Annotated in this window: 15 protein-coding genes; all 15 read left to right on the top strand. The window is 63.9% G+C overall.

All coding sequences use genetic code 11. From position 1 onward, the window contains the following. The first annotated feature begins 278 nt into the window (after positions 1-278). The 15 genes from ACZRMO_RS20825 (at position 279) to ACZRMO_RS20895 (ending at position 19,486) form a co-directional block, all read left to right on the top strand. A complete protein-coding gene (locus ACZRMO_RS20825) occupies positions 279-2,633 on the top strand; it encodes a TonB-dependent siderophore receptor (RefSeq protein WP_463974047.1) in 2,355 nt (784 codons plus the stop codon). A gap of 20 nt (positions 2,634-2,653) precedes the next feature. Then, positions 2,654-3,787, top strand: coding sequence for an ABC transporter substrate-binding protein (locus ACZRMO_RS20830; protein ID WP_463974151.1), 1,134 nt, complete (start codon positions 2,654-2,656; stop codon positions 3,785-3,787). Then, entirely contained in the window at positions 3,784-4,815 is a 1,032-nt protein-coding gene (locus ACZRMO_RS20835; protein WP_463974048.1) for a FecCD family ABC transporter permease, read from the top strand. Before ACZRMO_RS20830 ends, ACZRMO_RS20835 begins: the two co-directional genes overlap by 4 nt. After that, on the top strand, positions 4,809-5,564 hold the full coding sequence (locus ACZRMO_RS20840) for an ABC transporter ATP-binding protein (protein WP_463974049.1): 756 nt from the start codon (positions 4,809-4,811) through the stop codon (positions 5,562-5,564). Before ACZRMO_RS20835 ends, ACZRMO_RS20840 begins: the two co-directional genes overlap by 7 nt. A gap of 154 nt (positions 5,565-5,718) precedes the next feature. Beyond that, complete coding sequence (locus tag ACZRMO_RS20845; RefSeq protein WP_448186166.1) at positions 5,719-6,174, top strand: (2Fe-2S)-binding protein; 456 nt, start codon at positions 5,719-5,721, stop codon at positions 6,172-6,174. After that, a complete protein-coding gene (locus tag ACZRMO_RS20850) occupies positions 6,174-8,390 on the top strand; it encodes a xanthine dehydrogenase family protein molybdopterin-binding subunit (RefSeq protein ID WP_463974050.1) in 2,217 nt (738 codons plus the stop codon). The genes ACZRMO_RS20845 and ACZRMO_RS20850 overlap by 1 nt, the downstream gene beginning before the upstream one ends. 16 nt (positions 8,391-8,406) lie before the next feature. Then, the gene (locus ACZRMO_RS20855) at positions 8,407-9,738 is read left to right on the top strand and encodes a c-type cytochrome (RefSeq protein ID WP_463974051.1); all 1,332 of its coding nucleotides are present in this window, start codon (positions 8,407-8,409) and stop codon (positions 9,736-9,738) included. A gap of 323 nt (positions 9,739-10,061) precedes the next feature. Next, positions 10,062-10,343, top strand: a complete 282-nt coding sequence (locus ACZRMO_RS20860; RefSeq protein ID WP_463974152.1) for a BrnT family toxin — start codon at positions 10,062-10,064, stop codon at positions 10,341-10,343. A 3-nt stretch (positions 10,344-10,346) separates the two neighbouring features. Beyond that, positions 10,347-10,715, top strand: a complete 369-nt coding sequence (locus tag ACZRMO_RS20865; RefSeq protein WP_463974052.1) for a BrnA antitoxin family protein — start codon at positions 10,347-10,349, stop codon at positions 10,713-10,715. A gap of 590 nt (positions 10,716-11,305) precedes the next feature. Next, entirely contained in the window at positions 11,306-11,602 is a 297-nt protein-coding gene (locus tag ACZRMO_RS20870) for a DUF6124 family protein (RefSeq protein WP_463974053.1), read from the top strand. A gap of 327 nt (positions 11,603-11,929) precedes the next feature. After that, the gene (locus ACZRMO_RS20875) at positions 11,930-14,350 is read left to right on the top strand and encodes a TonB-dependent receptor plug domain-containing protein (RefSeq protein WP_463974054.1); all 2,421 of its coding nucleotides are present in this window, start codon (positions 11,930-11,932) and stop codon (positions 14,348-14,350) included. 62 nt (positions 14,351-14,412) lie between these two features. Beyond that, on the top strand, positions 14,413-16,026 hold the full coding sequence (locus ACZRMO_RS20880) for an ABC transporter substrate-binding protein (protein ID WP_463974153.1): 1,614 nt from the start codon (positions 14,413-14,415) through the stop codon (positions 16,024-16,026). Further along, positions 16,023-16,973 (top strand): ABC transporter permease, encoded by a 951-nt coding sequence (locus ACZRMO_RS20885; protein WP_124525128.1) that lies wholly within the window; start codon positions 16,023-16,025, stop codon positions 16,971-16,973. Before ACZRMO_RS20880 ends, ACZRMO_RS20885 begins: the two co-directional genes overlap by 4 nt. Before the next feature lie 3 nt (positions 16,974-16,976). After that, positions 16,977-17,876, top strand: coding sequence for an ABC transporter permease (locus tag ACZRMO_RS20890; protein ID WP_463974055.1), 900 nt, complete (start codon positions 16,977-16,979; stop codon positions 17,874-17,876). After that, a complete protein-coding gene (locus tag ACZRMO_RS20895) occupies positions 17,873-19,486 on the top strand; it encodes a dipeptide ABC transporter ATP-binding protein (RefSeq protein ID WP_463974056.1) in 1,614 nt (537 codons plus the stop codon). The genes ACZRMO_RS20890 and ACZRMO_RS20895 overlap by 4 nt, the downstream gene beginning before the upstream one ends. Positions 19,487-19,511 lie beyond the last annotated feature (25 nt).

Here is a 19,511-nt window from a genome sequence, read left to right on the forward strand (position 1 = left end):
GCATGGTCAGATCCTCGCGAAATCGACCCTGCCAGTTAAAAACTGTTACCTATGTGCGTGAACTGATTTGTAACCCATGTGGGTGAGTCATACCGGCGAGGACCTTTTGGTTACTTTTGGGTCCCTCCAAAAGTGACCCGCTGTAAGAGCGGAACCATAAGTGGCCGTTACCTAAATAACGGATATGTACACCCCGCCAAAAAAAACCACCCCCCATCTGATACTTTTCCCAATCTCAACTGGCAAACACATCAACCCCACCCCACAGGCCCCCATCCATGCGAGTGATCCGCAGCGCACTGCTCAGCCTGGCCCTCACCAGCGCCGCCATGGCCGCGCAGTTGGACGCTGTCACCCTGCACACCTACCAAATCACCCCCGGCCCCCTAGGCGCCACGCTGTCGAGCTTCGCCGTGGACGCCGGCATCGCCCTGTCGTTCCTCCCCGCCCTCACCGAAGGCCTCACCAGCCCCGGCCTCTCCGGCACCTACTCGACCGAAGAAGCCGTCACCCGCCTGCTCGCCGGCAGCGGCCTGGAAATGGTCTTGCGCGAAGACGGCAGCTACACCCTGGTACAACGCCGCGTCACCCTGTCACAGACCACCGTCAGCGCCACCGAACAGCGCGCCGACAGCCTGCCACCGGCGTATTCCGGCGGCCAGGTCGCCGTCGGCGGGCGCCTGGGCATGCTGGGCAACAGCGACGTGATGGACGCCCCGTTCAGCGTCAGCACCTACACCGCTGCGTTGATCAAAGACCAACAGGCAACCACCGTCGGCGACTTGCTGGAGCGTGATTCCTCAGTGCGCTCCACCGGGCAAACCGGCGGCATCGTCGATTCGTTTTTCATCCGTGGCTTCCCGGTCGGCGAAGGCAACCTCGGCGAGTTGGCCTTCGACGGCGTGTACGGCGTGGCCTCCAACTACCGCGTGTTCACCGAGTACGCCGAACGCATCGAAGTGGTCAAAGGCCCCGGCGCGCTGCTCTACGGCATGTCGCCCAACAGCGCGGTGGGCGGGGTGATCAACGTGGTGCCCAAGCGCTCCCTCGACGAAGACCTCACCCGCTACACCGCCAGCTATGCCCAGGATTCGCACGTCGGCAACCGCATCGACATCAGCCGCCGCTTTGGCGACGAGCGCCGTTTCGGCCTGCGCCTCAACGGCGGCGTGCAGCAAGGCAACACGGTGATCGACGACCAATCCCGTGAAGTCGGGATTGGCGCGCTGTCCCTGGATTATCAGGGTGAACGCCTGCGCACCAGCCTGGACCTGATCTCCCAGGAAGAAGAGTTCGACGCCGCATCCCGCCCGTTCCTGATCGCCCCCGGCGTGGCCATTCCCGACGCCGCGAACGGCCGCACCAACGTCAGCCAGGACTGGGGCTGGTCGCGCACCCGCGACAAGTCCGCGTTGCTCAGCGGCGAATATGACCTCAGCGACAACCTGACCCTGTTTGCCCACGCCGGTGGCGGCAAATCGGCGGTGGCGCGTATGTCCGACCAGACCCCGAAGATCATCAACGCCGCCGGCGACACCGACTCGACACCGGGCTATTACCGCTTCGAAGTGCAGCGCTACACCGTAGACGCCGGCGCCCGCATGCGTTTCGACACCGGGCCGGTCAGCCACAGCGCTGTGGTGCAAGCCAGCCGCTATCGCGATGAGCTGTCGCGGGGGATTATTTCCGGCGACTCGGTGCTGTCGAATATCTACCACCCCATCGACCGCCCCAAGCCGTCGATTGCCAAGCCGGATGCGCCGAAAGTCTCCGCCACCGAGCTGTCCGGCGTGGCCATCGCCGACACCCTGTCCGTGCTCGACCAACGCGTGCAAGTCACCATGGGCCTGCGCCAGCAGCGCATCCAGTCCAACAACTACAACAGCGCCGGCGCGGTGACCACGGCCTACGACGACGGCAAGACCACGCCGCTGTTCGGCGTGGTGCTCAAGCCGTGGCAGCACGTGGCGTTCTACTACAACTACCTCGAAGGCCTGAGCAAGGGCGACGCAGCGCCGTCCAACGCGGCGAATGCCGGGGAGATCTTTGCGCCGTACGTGTCCAGGCAGCATGAAGTGGGGGTCAAGCTCGACTACGGCACCTTCATGTCAACCCTGGCCCTGTTCCAGATCGAAAAGCCCAGCGGTGAACTGGCCGCCGGACGCTTCTCGGTGCAGGGCGAACAGCGCAACCGTGGCCTGGAATTGAACCTGTTTGGCGAAGTCGCCCCAGGCACCCGCCTGCTCGCGGGCGTGACCCTGTTGGACGCACAACTGACCCAGACCGCCATTGCCGCGAACCGTGGCAACTCCCCGGTGGGCGTGCCCGAGGTGCAAGCCAACCTGTGGGGCGAATGGGACACGCCGTGGGTCGAGGGGCTGACGTTGACCAGCGGCGCGATCTACACCGCCAGCCAGTACGTCGACCAGGCCAACACCCAACGGCTCGACCCCTGGACCCGCATCGATGTCGGCGCACGCTACAGCACGCGCATCGCCGAGCGGCCGACCACGTTCCGCGCCACGGTGCAGAACCTGTTCGACCGCCAATACTGGTCCGGTGTGGCCTCCTACGGCGCGTTCTCCCAGGCGTCGCCACGCACTCTCCTCCTCTCGGCCACGGTCGATTTCTGATACCTGCAAGGGCTCCCATGATGCTTTCGATTGTTCGACGCGGCCACGTCCTGGCGGCGCTGTTGTTCACCGGGTTACTGGCCATGCCGGCGGTTGCTGCGCCCACCACCGTCACCGACCTGCTCGGGCGCCAGGTCAAGGTCAACCTGCCGGTGCAACGGGTGATTCTCGGCGAGGGCCGCCAGCTGTACCTGGTGGCCGCGCTGGACACACAAAACCCCATCGAACGCATCGTCGGCTGGCGCAAGGACCTGATCCAGTCCGACCCGGACACCTACAACGCCTACCTGCGCAAATTCCCCGCCATTGCCAAGATCCCCACCTTTGGCGGCTTTGAAGACGGCACCTTCGACATCGAACAAGCCATCTCCCAACGCCCTGACGTGATCATCCTGAATATCGAGGCGCAACACGCCACCGAGGATGCGCGCTATATCGAGAAGCTCGACGCCCTGGGCATCCCCGTGGTGTATGTGGATTTTCGCAACCAGCCGATGACCAACACCGAGCCGACCATGCGCCTGTTCGGCCAACTGTTCGGCAAGGAGCCACAGGCCGAGGCGTTTATTGCGTTTCGCAACCAGCAGATCCGCCGCGTCACCGACGTGATTGCGGCGCAGCAACCGACGCGCCCAGCGGTATTTATCGAACGCATCGGCGGCTATACCGACGATTGCTGCCTGAGTTTCGGCAATGAAAACTTCGGCCTGTTCGTCGAGATGGCCGGCGGCAATAACATCGCCAAGGGCATCATCCCCACTACGTTCGGCCAATTGAACCCCGAGCAGGTGATCGTCGCCAACCCGGCGCAGGTGGTGGTGACCAGCGCCAACTGGGAGGCGTTCGCGCCGGGTGGGCACTGGGTCGGTGTCGGCCCCGGCGCAGACATGGCCGAGGCCCGACGCAAGCTGGCGTGGTACACCCAACGCCCGGCCTATGCCGGCATCCAGGCCCAGCAAAACCAGGCCTTCCACGCCATCTGGCACCAGTTCTACAACAGCCCGTACCAGTTCGTGGCGATCCAGCAATTGGCCAAGTGGTTTCACCCGACGCTGTTTGCCGACCTCGACCCCGAGGCGTCCTTTCGCGAACTGCACGAGCGCTTCCTGCCGGTGCCATATGAGCCGGGCTACTTCGTGAGCCTCAAGCCATGACCGTCACCTACCGCCGCCTGGTGCTGCGCAAACGCCTGATCCTCTGCGCCCTGGCCGTGCTGTTGCTGGGCAGCGTGCTGCTCGACCTAGCCCTGGGCCCGGCGCGCTATAGCCTCAGCGAAGTGCTCGGCGCCCTGCTGTCGCCCGAAACGGCCACGCCGCAAGTGCGCGTGGTGATGTGGGACATCCGCCTGCCCGTGGCCTTGATGGCCGTGGCGGTGGGCGCCGCGCTGTCCCTGGCCGGGGCGCAGATGCAGACCATCCTCAACAACCCGCTGGCCAGCCCGTTCACCCTGGGCCTGTCCGCCGCCGCCAGCTTCGGCGCGGCCATGGGCCTGGCGTTTGGCGTGGCGTTGTTTCCGCTGGCGGCGCAGTACATGGTGCCGCTCAACGCGTTCATCATGGCCATGCTCTGCGCGCTGCTGATCCACTTCCTCAGCCTGCGCCGTGGCGTGACTGCGGAAACCATCGTGCTGCTGGGCATCGCCCTGGTGTTCACCTTTAACGCGCTGCTGGCGCTGGTGCAGTTTTTTGCCACCGAGCAAGCCGTGGCCGCCGTGGTGTTCTGGACCATGGGCAGCCTGACCAAAGCCACCTGGCCCAAACTCGGGGTGATCTGCCTGGTGATCCTGATCACCCTGCCGATCTTCGCCAAGCGCGCCTGGGCCCTGACCGCCCTGCGCCTGGGCGATGACAAGGCCGCCAGCTTCGGCATCAACGTGCGCAGCCTGCGCTTCCAGACGCTGATCATGGTCAGCCTGCTCGCCTCGTTCCCGGTGGCGTTTGTCGGCACCATCGGCTTTATCGGCCTGGTGGGACCGCACATCGCGCGCATGCTGATCGGCGAAGACCAACGCTTCTTCCTGCCCGCCTCGTTGCTGACCGGTGCGTTGATCCTGTCGGCCAGTTCGGTGGTGAGCAAAACCCTGATCCCGGGTGCGATCTTCCCGATCGGCGTGGTCACCTCGCTGATCGGCGTGCCGTTCTTTATCTCCCTGATCCTCAGCGGGAAGAAAAACTCATGGTAAGTATCCAACTGGACGACGTGGGCGCCTGCTACGGGCCGCGCACCATCATCCGCGGCGTCAGTACCGCGCGGTTTGTCGGTGGCCAGGTGGTCGCCGTGGTCGGCCCCAATGCGGCGGGCAAATCCACCCTGTTCAAGCGCATCGCCGGGCTGATCGACGGGCCGGGTGAGGTGAGCCTGCAAGGCTCGGCAAAGGGCGTGCAAGGCATCAGCTACATGCCCCAGGGCCTCAACGCCAGCGCCCGCTTGACGGTGTACGAATCGGTGCTGCTGGCGCGCAAGCAACTCGCGCCGGGCTGGGCGGTGCACGATGATGAGCTAAAACTGGTGGATGAAATGCTCGATGCCCTCGGCATCCGCGACTTGGCCTTTCGCAACCTCGGCGAACTCAGCGGCGGCCAACAACAGTTGGTGTCCATCGCCCAAACCCTGGTGCGCGAGCCCGAGGTGCTGCTGATGGACGAACCCACCAGCGCCCTCGACATGCACCGCCAGGTCCAGGTGCTGAACTTTATGCGCGCCCTCGCCCGCCAGCGCCAGGTCATCGTATTCATCGCCCTGCACGACCTCAACCAGGCGCTGCGCTTCGCCGACCAGGTACTGGTGATTGCCGACGGCACGGCCCAGGGCAGCGGGCCAAGCCACGAGGTGATCAACGAGGCGATGTTGCGCGCGGTGTACAAGGTCGAGGCGCGTATCGAGCGGTGCAGCCGGGGCCAGCACCATATCCTCATCGACGACATTGTCTGACTGACCTATTCCTCGCGAATTCTTGCCTGATCCTGCGGACTTGACGACGGCCGGCCACATGGCCCTTGCGCGGTGGTCTAGAGTTCGACACTAAGCGGCCAACGCATTTCCTACTCAATAAAGGCCGCACCTACCGTCGATCAGCAGGTGAGCCATGGAATTACGAATCAACCAGACGACCTATCAGGTCGATGCTGATGCCGATACCCCGTTGCTGTGGGTCATCCGCGATGACCTCGGCCTGACCGGCACCAAGTACGGCTGCGGCCTGGCCCAGTGCGGCGCCTGTTCGGTGCTGGTGGACGGCAATGTGGTGCGCAGTTGCGTGACCCCAGTGGCCGGCGTGGTCGGGCGTGAAATCACCACCATCGAGGCGATTGAGGCCGATGAGGTGGGCAAGCACGTGGTCGCGGCCTGGGTCGAGCATCAGGTGGCGCAATGCGGGTATTGCCAGTCCGGGCAAGTGATGGCGGCCACGGCGCTGCTCAAGCACACCCCCAAGCCCAGCACCGAGCAGATCGACGCGGCGATGGTCAACCTGTGCCGTTGCGGCACGTACAACGCGATTCATGCGGCGGTCAACGACCTGGCCAAGCAGGAGAACGCCTGATGAAAGCGCGCGATGACTTATTCGATGGCCCGGTGAACCTGTCACGCCGAGCTTTCCTTGCGAGTACGGCGGTGGGGGCGCTGGTGATTGGTTTCGGTTTGCCGCTTGGCTCGTCCAGGGTGCAGGCCGCCACTGCCGAACGGGGTACCCAGGTGCCGGCGTTCCTGGAGATTCGCCCGGACGGCAGCGTGCGGTTGCTCAGCCCCTTTATGGAAGGTGGGCAAGGCACGCACACGGCGATGGCGCAGATTGTCGGCGAAGAACTGGACGCCGACCCCGCCACGTTCATCGTCGAAGCCGCACCACCTGGCGAAGCTTATGTGGTGATGGAAAACGGCATGCGCATCACCGGCGGCAGCATGTCGGTGCGCATGAGCTACCCGACCATGCGCCGCCTCGGTGGGCTGGCGCGGGCCATGTTGCTGCAGGCCGGCGCCGAGCAATTGAACGTGCCGCTGGCCGAACTGAGCACTCAACCCGGCCGCGTGGTACATGCCGCGTCCGGGCGTTCCCTGGGCTACGGCGAGTTGGCCGGGCGCGCCCTGGACATGCCGGTGCCGGACCCGGCCACCATCACCCTGCGTGACCCGAGCCAGTTCCGCTGGATCGGCAAGCCGGTGCGCCGCGTCGATGCCTATGACAAATCCACCGGCAAGGCGCAGTACAGCATCGATTTGAAGGTCGACGGCATGCTCCACGCCGCCGTGCAGCACGCGCCGCGCCTGGGCATGACCGTCGGCAGCCTGCGCAACCAGGCGCAGGTCGAAGGCATGAAAGGCGTGCATTCGGTGCACCAGTTGCCTGGCGCCGTGGCGGTGGTGGCTGAGCGTTGGTGGCACGCCAAGCGTGCGGTGGAGGCGATCCAGGTCGATTGGCAGGAAGCCGGCGCCGACGCCAAGGTACGGGTGATGCCCGCTGACTTTTCCAGCGATGGCTGGCGCGAAGTGCTCGCCGCCCAGCAAGGCCCGGCCCGTGACGATGAAAACGAAGGGGATGTCGCGGCCGCGCTGAAAGGCGCCAAGACGAGCGTCGAGGCCACCTACCACAACCAGTACGTCAACCACGCCCAGCTGGAACCGCCGTCTGCCCTCGCCCGCTTCAACGCCGACGGCACGCTGGACATCTGGCTGCCCAACCAGGCGCCGGACATGTTCCGCACCGACATCGCCAAGCGCGCCGGCCTCGACCCGGCGCAGGTCAACCTGCACTCACCGTTGCTCGGTGGTTTTTTCGGCCGGCATTTCCTGTATGACTCGGCCAGCCCGTATCCCCAGGCCATTGCGCTGGCCAAGGCGGTCGGGCGCCCGGTCAAGCTGATCTGGAGCCGCGAAGAAGAATTCCTGCGGGATGTGCTGCGTCCGGTGGCAGTGGTCAAGTTCCGCGCCGCGCTGGATGACAAAGGCTTCCCTGTGGCCATCGAGGCGGTGAGTGCCACCGAAGGCCCCACCGAAGCGATTGCCGGCAAACAGGGCGACAAACTCGACCCCACGGCGCTGGAAGGGTTGTCGGGCAAGTCCTATGCCATCCCCAACAAACGTATCGCGCAGATCTACGTCAAGGGCCCGGCAATGCTCGGCTACTGGCGTTCGGTAGGCAATTCGCTGAATGACTTCTTCTACGAAGCGTTTCTCGATGAACTGGCCGATAAAGGCGGTCACGACCCTTATGAACTGCGCCTGCACCTGCTGCGCGACAACCCACGGCTGACCACGCTGCTGCAAGCGGTAGGCGAGTTGTCCGGCGGTTGGAAACGTGGGCCGTTCACCGCCGCAGACGGCAGCCGCCGTGCGCGCGGCGTGGCCATGGCTTCGCCGTTCGGCTCCCACGCGGCGGTGATCGCCGAAGTGTCGATTGAACACGGCCAGGTCAAGGTGCATGACATCTGGGAAGCGATTGACCCGGGCAGCATCGTCAACCCGGCGATTGTTGAAGCCCAGGTAAATGGTGCGGTGGCGCTGGGCTTGTCGCAGACGCTGCTGGAAGAAGCGGTGTATATCGACGGCAAGCCTCGGGCGCGCAACTACGACCTGTACCCGATCCTGCCGCCGTCGCGGATGGCGCGGGTGCATGTGCGGATCGTCGAGAGCGGCGAAAAGATGGGTGGCATCGGCGAACCGCCGCTGCCCGCCGTCGCGCCGGCCGTGGCCAATGCGGTGGCGCAGTTGACCGGCCAGCGTATTCGCAGCCTGCCCTTGAGCCGTCACACCTTCAGCTAACCGCCAGGAAATGCCAATGAACAACCGTCGATTCGCAAGAACCGCAGGCTGGCTGGTGCTGCCCTGCCTGGTCGCCGCAGGGGTGCTGGCCTGGTATGTTACCCGCCAGCCCGCCTCGCCTTTTGAACAAGCGCAAAGTGTGGATGCCGCATTGGTCAGTCGCGGCGAGTACGTCGCCCGGCTCAGTGACTGCGTGGCCTGCCATAGCCTGCCGGGCAAGACGCCGTTCGCCGGCGGCCTGGAGATGGCCACGCCGTTGGGGGCGATTCACGCCACCAATATCACCCCGGATCGGGAGCACGGCATCGGCAACTACTCACTGGCCGACTTCGACCGCGCGGTGCGCCATGGCGTGACGCCGGACGGGCGTCGGCTGTATCCGGCGATGCCCTACCCGTCGTACGTGAAGCTCAGCGACGACGACATCCGTGCGCTGTACGCGTTCTTCATGAAAGGCGTGCAACCGGCCAGCGAACCGAATATCCCCAGCGACATTCCCTGGCCGCTCAACCTGCGTTGGCCCATCGCGCTGTGGAATGGCGTGTTCGCGCCGAGCACGCCCTACGCGCCCAAGCCGGAACAGGACGCCCTGTGGAACCGTGGCGCGTATATCGTGCAAGGCCCCGGCCACTGCGGCAGTTGCCACACGCCGCGCGGGCTGGCGTTCAACGAGAAGGCGCTGGACGAGTCCGGCGCGCCGTTTCTCGCCGGTGCCCTCCTCGACGGCTGGTATGCGCCGAGTTTGCGCCAGGACCCCAACACCGGATTGGGGCGCTGGAGCGAGCCGCAGATCGTGCAGTTCCTCAAGACCGGGCGCAACGCCCACGCGGTGGTCTATGGCTCGATGACCGAAGCGTTCAACAACTCCACCCAGTTCATGCAGGACGACGACCTCGGCGCCATCGCCCGCTACCTCAAGTCACTGCCCGGCGACCCACAGCGTGACGGCACGCCATGGCAATACCAGGCAGCTACCGCCAGCACCGGCCCGGGCGCCCACACCTACGCCACCCGCTGCGCCTCCTGCCACGGCCTGGATGGCAAGGGCCAGCCCGAGTGGATGCCACCGCTGGCCGGCGCCACCTCGGCCCTCGCCAAGGAAAGCGCCTCGGCGATCAACATCACCCTCAACGGCTCGCAACGCGTTGTGGCGGCAGGTGTGCCGGACGCCTATCGCATGCCGGCGTTTCGTGAGCAACTGTCGGACCAGGACATTGCCGACGTCCTCAGCTATATGCGCAGCACCTGGGGCAATAATGGCGGCGCGGTGGATGCGAAGGCGGTGGGCAAGCTGCGCGGGCATACCGATCCGGCCAGTAGCAGCCCGATCATTCTGCATATGCGCTGAGGTCGGGCTTGATCATTCCCACGCTCTGCGTGGGAATGCCGCCGGTGACGCTCTGCGTCAAGCCTTCAGAACGGACGCAGAGCGTCCGGGGATGCATTCCCACGCAGAGCGTGGGAACGATCGATCCTCCGACAATCGAAACAGAATCCCACTACAAAGCGAACTGATCATTACGCGCGGAAATTGGTTGTGGGTCTCAGCAGAATTGAGACCCCAACTGATCGACGGAACAGGACCTTGGCCGATCAAAGCCAACCACGGCTTATCAATGCCCTGACTGACGGTCCCTTCAATCGCTTTGTTATACATATAAAATATGCATAATTACGACATTCAGGATTCAGTTCGATGCAGCAAAAAATATCGCCAATCAGCAAAAGCACAAGGGCATAAGCCTGGCTGACGCAGAACCGGTGTTTAACGACGAGGCAGCCCTGACGCTGCAAGACCATGACCACAATGAAGAACGCTGGGTGACCATGGGCACGGACGCCAAGGGACGCATATTGGTGGTGGCCTACACCTACCGTGACCCCAACTTCGTACGCATTATCAGTGCCCGGCTCGCCTCTAAAAATGAACGGCGCCAGTACCTGGAAACTTGAACCATGAAAGACGAATACGACTTCAGTAACGCCAAGCGTGGCGCAATCGCCAGCAACAAAGGCAAGACCCGCATCACCATCATGCTGGACGATGCGGTCATCGACGCCGCGCGCGCGCTCGCGGAACAAGCGGGCACAGGCTATCAAACGGTGATCAATAACCTGCTGCGTCAGGCATTGCTGCCCCAGGACACGCATGCTCTAGCGCCTGTTCCGAAGAGGCGAGCCAAGACCCTGCAAGTTCTCAACAGCAGCATCAGCCTCTCAGAGGTCGAAGCACTGGAGCAGCAACTGATTGCGGTTGCTGGTGAACTGAATCGGGTGCTGGGCGCGTCCAAACCGACCCCATCAAAAACTAAAGCCCCACTATGAGGCTGATGCTGCTATCGAATCGTTTGAAAGTCGGGCAACGCCTTGCGCCGCCGATGTTCAAACCAAAGATAGACCACGGGTGTGGTGTACAGCGTCGTATCTGCGACACCGCCAGCCCACAGACACTGGAGATCCAATGTGGGAGCGGGCTTGCTCGCGAATACGGTGGATCAGCCAATGAATCTGCTAACTGACACACCGCATTCGCGAGCAAGCCCGCTCCCACATTTTGATCGCCGTGCAGCAGGGTACTTCGGTGGGTTGCTGGCGTTTTGTCATGGTTTGTAAAGGGCCAGCAAGCCGTGTCGCTTTAAATTGCAGGACGTTTCCTAGACAATCCCTGCCGCCTTGTGCCTGCTGAAATCGGTGGCTAGTCTGCGGTCCGTCACTGCCCATTCAGTGATCGGGTTTAGTCGCTCGGATTCTTAATCAGGCGCATGGTTCTCCATGAGGTTTTATGGTGGCTGTGCGCAGGGCACCTTCGGGTGCGCCGGATTTTCCTGATTTGCCGGTCGACTAACCTGCGCACAGCCGCCACCCATCGTTTAGTCGCGATGGGGCCGGCTTCTGACTTAATCAGGAGCTTCATCATGAACAAAGTTGCCCCCGATCCGCCCTTCGACCCCGCCAAAGACCGCGCCGCCTTCAACCGCGCCATCGATCATTACCTGCCCACCCATGGTTTCCACTCGGTCAACGAAGACCTGAGCTTCGAAGATGCCCTGCTCTACACCGCCAGTTTGCTCGACAGCGCGTCGGCCACTGCGCTGGATTGTGGTGAGCAACTGGCAAGCCCCGAGCGAGCGAAGATACTGGCTGTGTGGCATTTGCTGGAGATTGCCAAGACCACGGTGGATCGCTCTATCAACTGCCTGAAACACGGTTGAAACAGGTTAGATCGTTCCCACGCTCTGCGTGGGAATGCCGCCGGTGACGCTCTGCGTCACGCCTTCAAGAGCGGACGCAGAGCGTCCAAGGATGCATTCCCACGCAGAGCGTGGGAACGATCATTAGCGCCGATCATGAAAATTAATAATTTTATAAATTATCTAAATAACAATATTTAATAATTAGCTTATTCGAAAAAAGAATTTCACTACGGTTTTTTATAGTAATAAATTCAGTTCAACCCCACCTTAATCGTTTCCCTACCTCGCTTTCGAAGCTGTACCCACGCCACGGGCCAGTACCAGAATCAATGGACTATTGCTGACATGCCCGATATCGCCTGCGCCCTACCGCTGAAAAAGTTTCACCTGTCCTTGCTGACCAGCTCCCTGCTATTGGCCGCCGCGCCATCGTTTGCCGATGACGCCAAGCTCGACACCGTGACCGTGATCTCCACCGGCCTGCGCGGCCAGGAGCGCACCGTGGCCGACAGCCCGGCGCCGATTGACGTGATCAACAGCGACCAGTTGCTCAAGACCGGTCGCGCGGAGTTGTCCGAGGCGATTGCCAAGTTGCTGCCGTCGTTCAACTTCGGCACCAATATCGCCGGCTACAACTCGGTGACTCGGCCCTTGAGCAACCGCAGCCTGGGCCCGGCGTACACCCTGGTGCTGGTCAACGGCAAACGCCGGCACAACGGCGCCACCGGCCAGCGCGGCTCCATCGACAACAGCGGCGCGAATGCGGTGGACATCGACCTGATCCCGGTCAGCGCCGTGGACCATATCGAAGTGCTCAAGGACAGCGCGGCCGCACAGTACGGCTCGGATGCGGTGGCCGGCGTGATCAATATCATCCTGAAGAACACCAAGAGCGGCGGCCACCTGGAGACCAGTTACGGCCAGCTGTTTTCAGGCGAAGGCGAGACGATCAAGGTGGCTGGCGACCAAGGCTTCGAGCTGGGCCAGGGCGGCTTTTTCCACCTCTCCGCCGACGCGCGCAAACGCGGCAATGCGTCGTGGAACGACAAGGCCGACAGCAGCGTCAAGGCCTTCAACGACCCAGCCAAGGAAGCCGCCTGGGACCGCGTGGCAATCAAGAACGGCGACCCTGACCTCAAGGCCTTCAACCTCGCCTACAACGCCGAACTGCCCCTGGAAAATCTCACGCTGTACTCGTTTTCCACCTACGGCGAACGCGATGCCGAAGCCGCCAACTATTTCCGCCTGCCCACCGGCACCGCCGCCGTGCCTGAGGTGTTCCCCGACGGTTATTACCCGCTGAACAACATCAAGGACCGCGACTACCAACTGCTGTTTGGCGGCAAGGGTGAAGTGGCCGAGTGGAACTGGGACCTGAGCACCACCTACGGGCGCAACAATGTGCACCACTCCAGCGACCTGAATATCAACCCGTCCCTGGGCACCGCGTCGCCGACCAAGTTCGACAACCTGGCGACCTTCCGCTTTGAACAGTGGGTGAACAACCTCGACTTCACCCGCCGCTACGACAGCCTGTTCAACCTCACGTCGCCAGTACAGGTGTCGGCCGGCCTGGAACATCGCTGGGAGCATTTCAGCACCTTCGCCGGTGACCGCGAGGCCTATATCACCGGCACCTACCCCGCCGCGTCGGGCGCGCAGGCGGCGGTGACGATCCGCCCGGAAGATGAAGTCAGCCTGATCCGCAACAACGTCGCCGGTTACCTGGATTTGGGTTTCGACCTGACCGACAAATGGTTCCTGGACGTGGCCGGTCGCGTCGAACATTACGACGACGACTCGGGCAACACCTTCGGCCTCAAGGTCAACTCACGCTATGAACTGACCGACAGCGTAGCCGTGCGCGGCACCGTCGGCACCGGCTTCCGTGCGCCGTCCCTGACGCAGATCGGCTACACCGTGGCCGACAACCGCGTGGCCCTGGATGCCGACGGCAACGTGGTGCCCGCCGTGACTCGCCTGACGCCGTCGGGCAGCAACCTGGCCAAGGCCCTTGGCGGCGATGACCTCAAGCCGGAAAAATCGCGCAACCTCGGCCTCGGCCTGACCTGGCAACCGGCGCCACGCACCAGTATCACCGCCGACGCCTACCTGATCGACATCGACGACCGCATCGCCCTCACCAGCAATATCTACGACCGTGGCAACGGCGCGATCAACGCGATCCTCACCGCCCAAGGCGTGCCGTCCGGTACCTGGGTCAACTACTACACCAACGCCTTCGACACCCGCACCAAGGGCCTGGACGTGGTCGCCGACCACACCACGCCGCTGGATGCCTATGGCGAGGTGCGCTGGAGCCTGGGCTTCAACTGGAACAAGACCACCATCCAGGACAGCCGCGACACCCCGGCCGCGCTGGCCAACACCGGCGTGACCCTGGTGGGCCGCGACCGCGCCGGTGACCTCACCGACGCCTCGCCCAAGACCAAATGGATCCTCGGTGCCAACTGGAAAATCGACGACCTCGCGGTGAACCTGCAAACCGCGCGCTACGGCGCGGTCAAGACCCTCGCGGTCAACCCCAGTGGCGATCGCAGCTTCGGCGCCAAATGGATCACCGACCTCGACGTGAGCTACACCTTCGTCGACCACCTCACCGTGAGCATCGGCGGCACCAACATCTTCGACGTACGCCCCGACAAGCACGCGGTGTACAGCAACCTGGGCCTGGCGGCCTACGGCAACCCGCCGTTCTACCCGGGCGGCGGCTACTGGTACACCAAACTGGCCTACGACTTCTGATTCACACCGTGCATGCACCCGAACCGCCACATGAGGGCTAACCATTGACTACCTCCAACTTGATGAGCCGCTTGCTGGCCCCGTGCGCCCTGGCGCTGGCCCTGGCCGGTTGCTCGCCTTCGGGTGAGCAGGCCCAGGCCAACAAAACCCTGAACATCGCGTTCTTTGGCGACAACACCATTCTGGTCAGCGTCGACCCGTTCCAGGTCTATTGGCTGGAACACCGGGTGCTGCTGCGCAATGTCGCCGAGTCCCTCACCGACCAGGACCCGGAAACCGGCAAGATCATCCCGTGGCTGGCCAAAAGCTGGGAGGTCAGTGACGACGCGCTGACCTACACCTTTCACCTGCGCGAAAACGTGACCTTCAGCAACGGCGAACGCTTCGATGCCAAGGCGGTGAAGACCGCGTTCGACAGCGACAAGGCCCTGGCCACCGAGCTGCCGGCCACGTTTGGCGCGACGTACCTGGCGGGTTACGACCACGCCGAAGTGGTCGATGACTTCACCGTCAAGCTGGTGCTGTCGCGGCCCAACGCGGGGTTCTTGCAGGCCACCTCCACCACCAACCTGGCGATCCTCGCGCCCGCCTCCTATGCGCTGACGGTCAAGGAGCGCTCCCTGGGCAAGATCATCGGCACCGGGCCGTTCGTGCTGCAGAGCTACACCCCGGAAGTCGGCGCGCACCTGACCAAACGCAAAGGCTACGCCTGGGCCTCGGCCAATATGAAAAACCAGGGCGAAGCCCATCTGGACGCCATCGACGTCACCTACATTCCCGAAGAAAGCGTGCGCAACGGCCTGTTCCTGCAAGGCAAGGCCGACATCCTGTGGCCGCGCAACCCGTTCTCCGAAGTGGACCTGAAACTGTTCCAGTCCAAGGGCGCGACCATCCAGAGCCGCTCGCTGCCGGGCCCGGCGCTGAACCTGTACCCCAACACCCGTGGCGAACGCATCCTCGCCGACCGGCAAGTGCGCCTGGCGGTGCAGAAGTCCATCGACCGCACGAGCTACGCCAGCACCGTGTACAACGCCGAGTTCCCGGTGGTGCAAGGCATCTTCGACGTGACCACGCCCTTCGCCAAAAGCCAGGCGGCCAAGCTCGGCTATGACCCGGCGGGCGCCGAACAACTGCTGGATCAAGCTGGCTGGGCCAAGGGCGCCGACGGTTACCGGCAGAAGAACGGCAAGCGCCTGAGCCTGAGCTACAACATCAGCCCGGCAGAAACCGCTGGCGACGTGTTGATCCAGGACCAACTGCGCAAGGTCGGCATCGAGGTGAAACTCAGCGTGGTCACCCGTGCCGAGTGGGTGGCCAACAACTCGGCGGGCAACTACGACCTGACGATCAACTACATGACCCGCGCCGACCCGATCATCCTGCAAACCATCCTTGATCCGCGCACCGCCAACAGTTCAACCGTGGCCACCAACACCTATGAACCGGCCACACTGGAAAAAGCCAAGGGCTTGTTCGACGCGGGCATCACCGCCACTCAAGGCCCACAACGCGCCGCCGCTTATGGCGACCTGCAAGACCTGCTGATCGATGAAAGCTCGGCGTTCCCGGTGTATGAGCGGGTGTGGCAGGCCGCGACGTCGGCCAAGGTGAAAAACTTCCGCTGGACCGCAGAAGGTTTCGCCCTGCTGGGTGATATCGAGATCGGCACGCCATGAGCCGCTACCTGATCGGCCGGGTCGGCCAGGCGCTGCTGGTGTTGTGGGGCGCCTACAGCATCACCTACTTCATCCTGTATCTGCTGCCGGGCGACACCCTGTCGCTGATGCTCAGCGCCTCGGGCATGGAGGCCGATGCGCTGTCGGTGGAAGACCTGGCCAAGGCACGGGCTTATTACGGTTTGGACAAGGGCGTGTTCGAGCAGTACTTCGACCTGCTGTGGGGCGCGTTGCGCGGTGACTTCGGCCAGTCGCTGTCGATGAACCGCCCGGTGGCTGAATTGCTGGTGGAGCGCCTGCCGCAAACCCTGTCCCTGGCCGGCCTGGCCATCGTGTTGTCGTTGCTCGGCGGCATTGGCTTGGCCTACCTGACCGCGTATATCCGCTGGCAACCGTTGAAAAAAGCCCTGACGCGCCTGCCGTCATTGGGCTTTTCGGTGCCGGTGTTCTGGATGGGCTTGTTGCTGATCCAGGTGTTTGCGTTTGGCCTGGGCTGGTTTCCGGCCACCGGCAGCAAGGGCTTTGAAAGCCTGATATTGCCCGCCGTGACCCTGGCGATTCCCAGCGCGGCGGTGTACGCCCAGGTGCTGCAACGCAGTTTCCAGGGTGTGTGGAAAGAGTCGTATATCGTCACCGCCTACGCCAAGGGCCTCAGCCGCGGCCAGGTGCAGGCGCGCCACGGCTTCAAGAATGCAGCGTTGCCGATCCTCACGCTGATCGGTTTGCAGGTGGGCAACACGGTGTCCGGTGCGGTGCTGGTGGAAACCATTTTCGCTCGCTCCGGCATCGGCCGCCTGGCTCAGGAAGCCGTGTTGCGCCAGGACATCCCGGTGGTGCTGGCCATCGTCGCGGTGTCGGCGGCGGCGTTTGTGCTGGTCAACCTGCTGGTGGACCTGCTGTACCCGTGGCTCGACCCGCGTATCTCCCACACGCCAAAGGTGTCCTAGACCATGACCATCCTTGAGCAGAACCTGCGCGGCACAGCCCTGCCGGCCAGCCAACCGCTGTGGCGCCGCCGCAGCCGCCTGCAACGCGCCACGGCGGTGTTGCTGCCGTTGCTGCGCAAACCCGGTTTCAGCCTGGCGCTGCTGCTGGTGCTGTTCGCGCTGGTCTCGGCCGTGGTGCCGCACCTGCTGACCAGCTTTGACCCCTACGCCACCGCCCCCGCCGACAAGCTGCGCGCGCCCAACTTCACCCACTGGTTCGGCACCGACGAGCTGGGCCGCGACCTGTTTACCCGGGTGGTCTACGGCGCGCGCCTGTCGATGCTGGCGGCGTCGCTGGCGGTGGGCATTGCGTTGTTGGGCGGGCTCGGGTTGGGTATCCTCTCGGGCTTTGCCGGCGGGCGGATCGACTCGCTGATCATGCGTTTTGTCGATGTGCTGCTGGCCCTGCCCGGCGTGCTGCTGGCCCTGGCGATTGTCACGGCCATCGGCTTTGGCACGGTGCCGGTGGCCATCGCCGTGGGCGTCGGCATCATTCCAGGGTTCGCCCGCACCACCCGCGCCGAAGTGCTGCGGGTCAAGACCCTGCCCTATGTCGAAGCCGCGCGCCTGGGCGGCGCCAGTTGGGGGCGCACCTTGCTGCGCCATATCCTGCCGAATGCCTGGGGCCCGGTGGCGGTGTTGGCGACCCTGGACTTCGGCGCCGCGATCCTCGCCACAGCCGGGTTGAGTTTTCTCGGTTTCGGCGCGGTGCCTCCGGCTGCCGAATGGGGCACGTTGATCGCCAACGGCCGGCACTTTCTGATCACCGCGCCGTGGGTGTCCCTGTTGCCCGGCCTGTTCCTGGTGGCCGTGGTGTTCAGCCTCAACCATATCGCCCGCACCTTCGAGGAGACCCAACGATGAGCGCTTTAGTGGATGTGCGCCAACTCAGTGTCAGCTACCGTTCCGGCGGGCAACTTAGTCCCGCAGTTAAAAAGCTGTCGCTGGCGATTGCCGAGGGCGAGACCGTGGCGATTGTCGGCGAGTCCGGCTCGGGCAAATCGACCCTGGCCAACGCGATCCTCGGCTTGCTGCCGGACAACGCGCAGATCAGCGGCGGCGAACTGTGGATCGCGGGCAACGACCTGACCCACGCCAGCGAACGCCAGAAGCGCGGCGTGCGCGGTCGCACCGTCGGGCTGGTACCGCAGGACCCAATGGTCAGCCTCAACCCGACCTTGCGCGTGGGCCAGCAGATCGCTGAAGCGTTGATCCTGGCGCACGGCAAACGCTATCCCGGCGTGGATGCCGACATTGTCGAGCTGCTGCAACAGGTGGGCATCGACAACCCGGTGTTGCGCGCCCGCCAGTATCCCCACGAACTTTCCGGCGGCATGCGCCAGCGTGTGCTGATCGCCATCGCCCTGGCCGGCAACCCGCGCCTGATCATCGCCGACGAGCCCACCAGCGCCCTCGACGTGACCGTGCAGCGCAAGATCCTCGACCACCTGCAACGCCTGGTCAGTGAGCGCGGGATTTCGCTGCTGATCATCACCCACGACCTCGGCGTGGCCACCGACCGCGCCGACCGCATCCTGGTGATGCAGCAAGGTGAGCTGGTGGAACAGGGCCCGCCCCGGCAGATCCTCGACGCGCCGCAACACGACTACACCCGCGCCCTGATCGCCGCCGCGCCGGCGTTCGCCAGGCGCCGCGAACCGTTGCTGAATCTGGACCCTACGCAGGCACCGATCCTCAGCCTGCACCACGTCGGCAAGACCTTCGCGCTGCCCAAGGTCAAGGGCGAAGCCAGCACCTTCCTGGCCCTGGAGGACTTGAGCCTGGAGGTCTACCCCGGGCAGACCCTGGCGATTGTCGGCGAGTCCGGCTCGGGCAAGAGCACGGCGCTGCGCATTGCCCTCGGACTGGAAAAACCCAGCCACGGCCGCGTGCACTTCGAACAGCAGGACATCACCGACCTCAGCTGGCGCGAATTCCGCCCGCTGCGCCAGCGGATCCAGCTGGTGCAGCAGAACCCATTCGCCGCCCTGGACCCGCGCTTGACGATTTTCGACAGCATCGTCGAGCCGCTGGAATCCTTCGGGCTGCTCAAAGGCGCCGCCCTGGAACAGGCCGCGCGCGAACTGATCAGCCGCGTGCACTTGCCCGTCAGCTACCTGGACCGCCTGCCCCGCGAACTCTCTGGCGGGCAATGCCAACGTGTGGCCATCGCCCGCGCCCTGGCCTTGAAACCGGACCTGTTGCTGCTGGATGAGCCGGTCAGCGCCCTCGACGTGTCGGTGCAGGCGCATATTCTTGAGCTGCTGGAGGAGTTGCAACGGGAGATGGGGATTGCTTATGTGCTGGTGTCGCACGACCTGTCGGTGGTGGCCAACTTTGCGCACCAGGTGTTGGTATTGCGCCATGGTCGGGTGATCGAGCATGGCTCGGTGGAGCACATCTTCAACCGGCCGGCGACGGAGTACACCCGCGAGCTGATTGCGGCGATTCCGGGGCGGCAAGCGGCGGCGTGACTCGGTCAAAAAAATGTGGGAGCGG

The organism is Pseudomonas sp. B611 (genome assembly GCF_055407965.1).

What these genes read in the sequence shown, in the direction of transcription:
- ACZRMO_RS20880 (WP_463974153.1), top strand. Translation starts at nt 14,413, where the DNA reads ATGAGCCGCTTGCTGGCCCCGTGCGCCCTGGCGCTGGCCCTGGCCGGT.
- ACZRMO_RS20895 (WP_463974056.1), top strand. Translation starts at nt 17,873, where the DNA reads ATGAGCGCTTTAGTGGATGTGCGCCAACTCAGTGTCAGCTACCGTTCC.
- ACZRMO_RS20840 (WP_463974049.1), top strand. Translation starts at nt 4,809, where the DNA reads ATGGTAAGTATCCAACTGGACGACGTGGGCGCCTGCTACGGGCCGCGC.
- ACZRMO_RS20855 (WP_463974051.1), top strand. Translation starts at nt 8,407, where the DNA reads ATGAACAACCGTCGATTCGCAAGAACCGCAGGCTGGCTGGTGCTGCCC.
- ACZRMO_RS20830 (WP_463974151.1), top strand. Translation starts at nt 2,654, where the DNA reads ATGCTTTCGATTGTTCGACGCGGCCACGTCCTGGCGGCGCTGTTGTTC.
- ACZRMO_RS20850 (WP_463974050.1), top strand. Translation starts at nt 6,174, where the DNA reads ATGAAAGCGCGCGATGACTTATTCGATGGCCCGGTGAACCTGTCACGC.
- ACZRMO_RS20835 (WP_463974048.1), top strand. Translation starts at nt 3,784, where the DNA reads ATGACCGTCACCTACCGCCGCCTGGTGCTGCGCAAACGCCTGATCCTC.
- ACZRMO_RS20845 (WP_448186166.1), top strand. Translation starts at nt 5,719, where the DNA reads ATGGAATTACGAATCAACCAGACGACCTATCAGGTCGATGCTGATGCC.
- ACZRMO_RS20825 (WP_463974047.1), top strand. Translation starts at nt 279, where the DNA reads ATGCGAGTGATCCGCAGCGCACTGCTCAGCCTGGCCCTCACCAGCGCC.
- ACZRMO_RS20885 (WP_124525128.1), top strand. Translation starts at nt 16,023, where the DNA reads ATGAGCCGCTACCTGATCGGCCGGGTCGGCCAGGCGCTGCTGGTGTTG.
- ACZRMO_RS20875 (WP_463974054.1), top strand. Translation starts at nt 11,930, where the DNA reads ATGCCCGATATCGCCTGCGCCCTACCGCTGAAAAAGTTTCACCTGTCC.
- ACZRMO_RS20890 (WP_463974055.1), top strand. Translation starts at nt 16,977, where the DNA reads ATGACCATCCTTGAGCAGAACCTGCGCGGCACAGCCCTGCCGGCCAGC.
- ACZRMO_RS20865 (WP_463974052.1), top strand. Translation starts at nt 10,347, where the DNA reads ATGAAAGACGAATACGACTTCAGTAACGCCAAGCGTGGCGCAATCGCC.
- ACZRMO_RS20870 (WP_463974053.1), top strand. Translation starts at nt 11,306, where the DNA reads ATGAACAAAGTTGCCCCCGATCCGCCCTTCGACCCCGCCAAAGACCGC.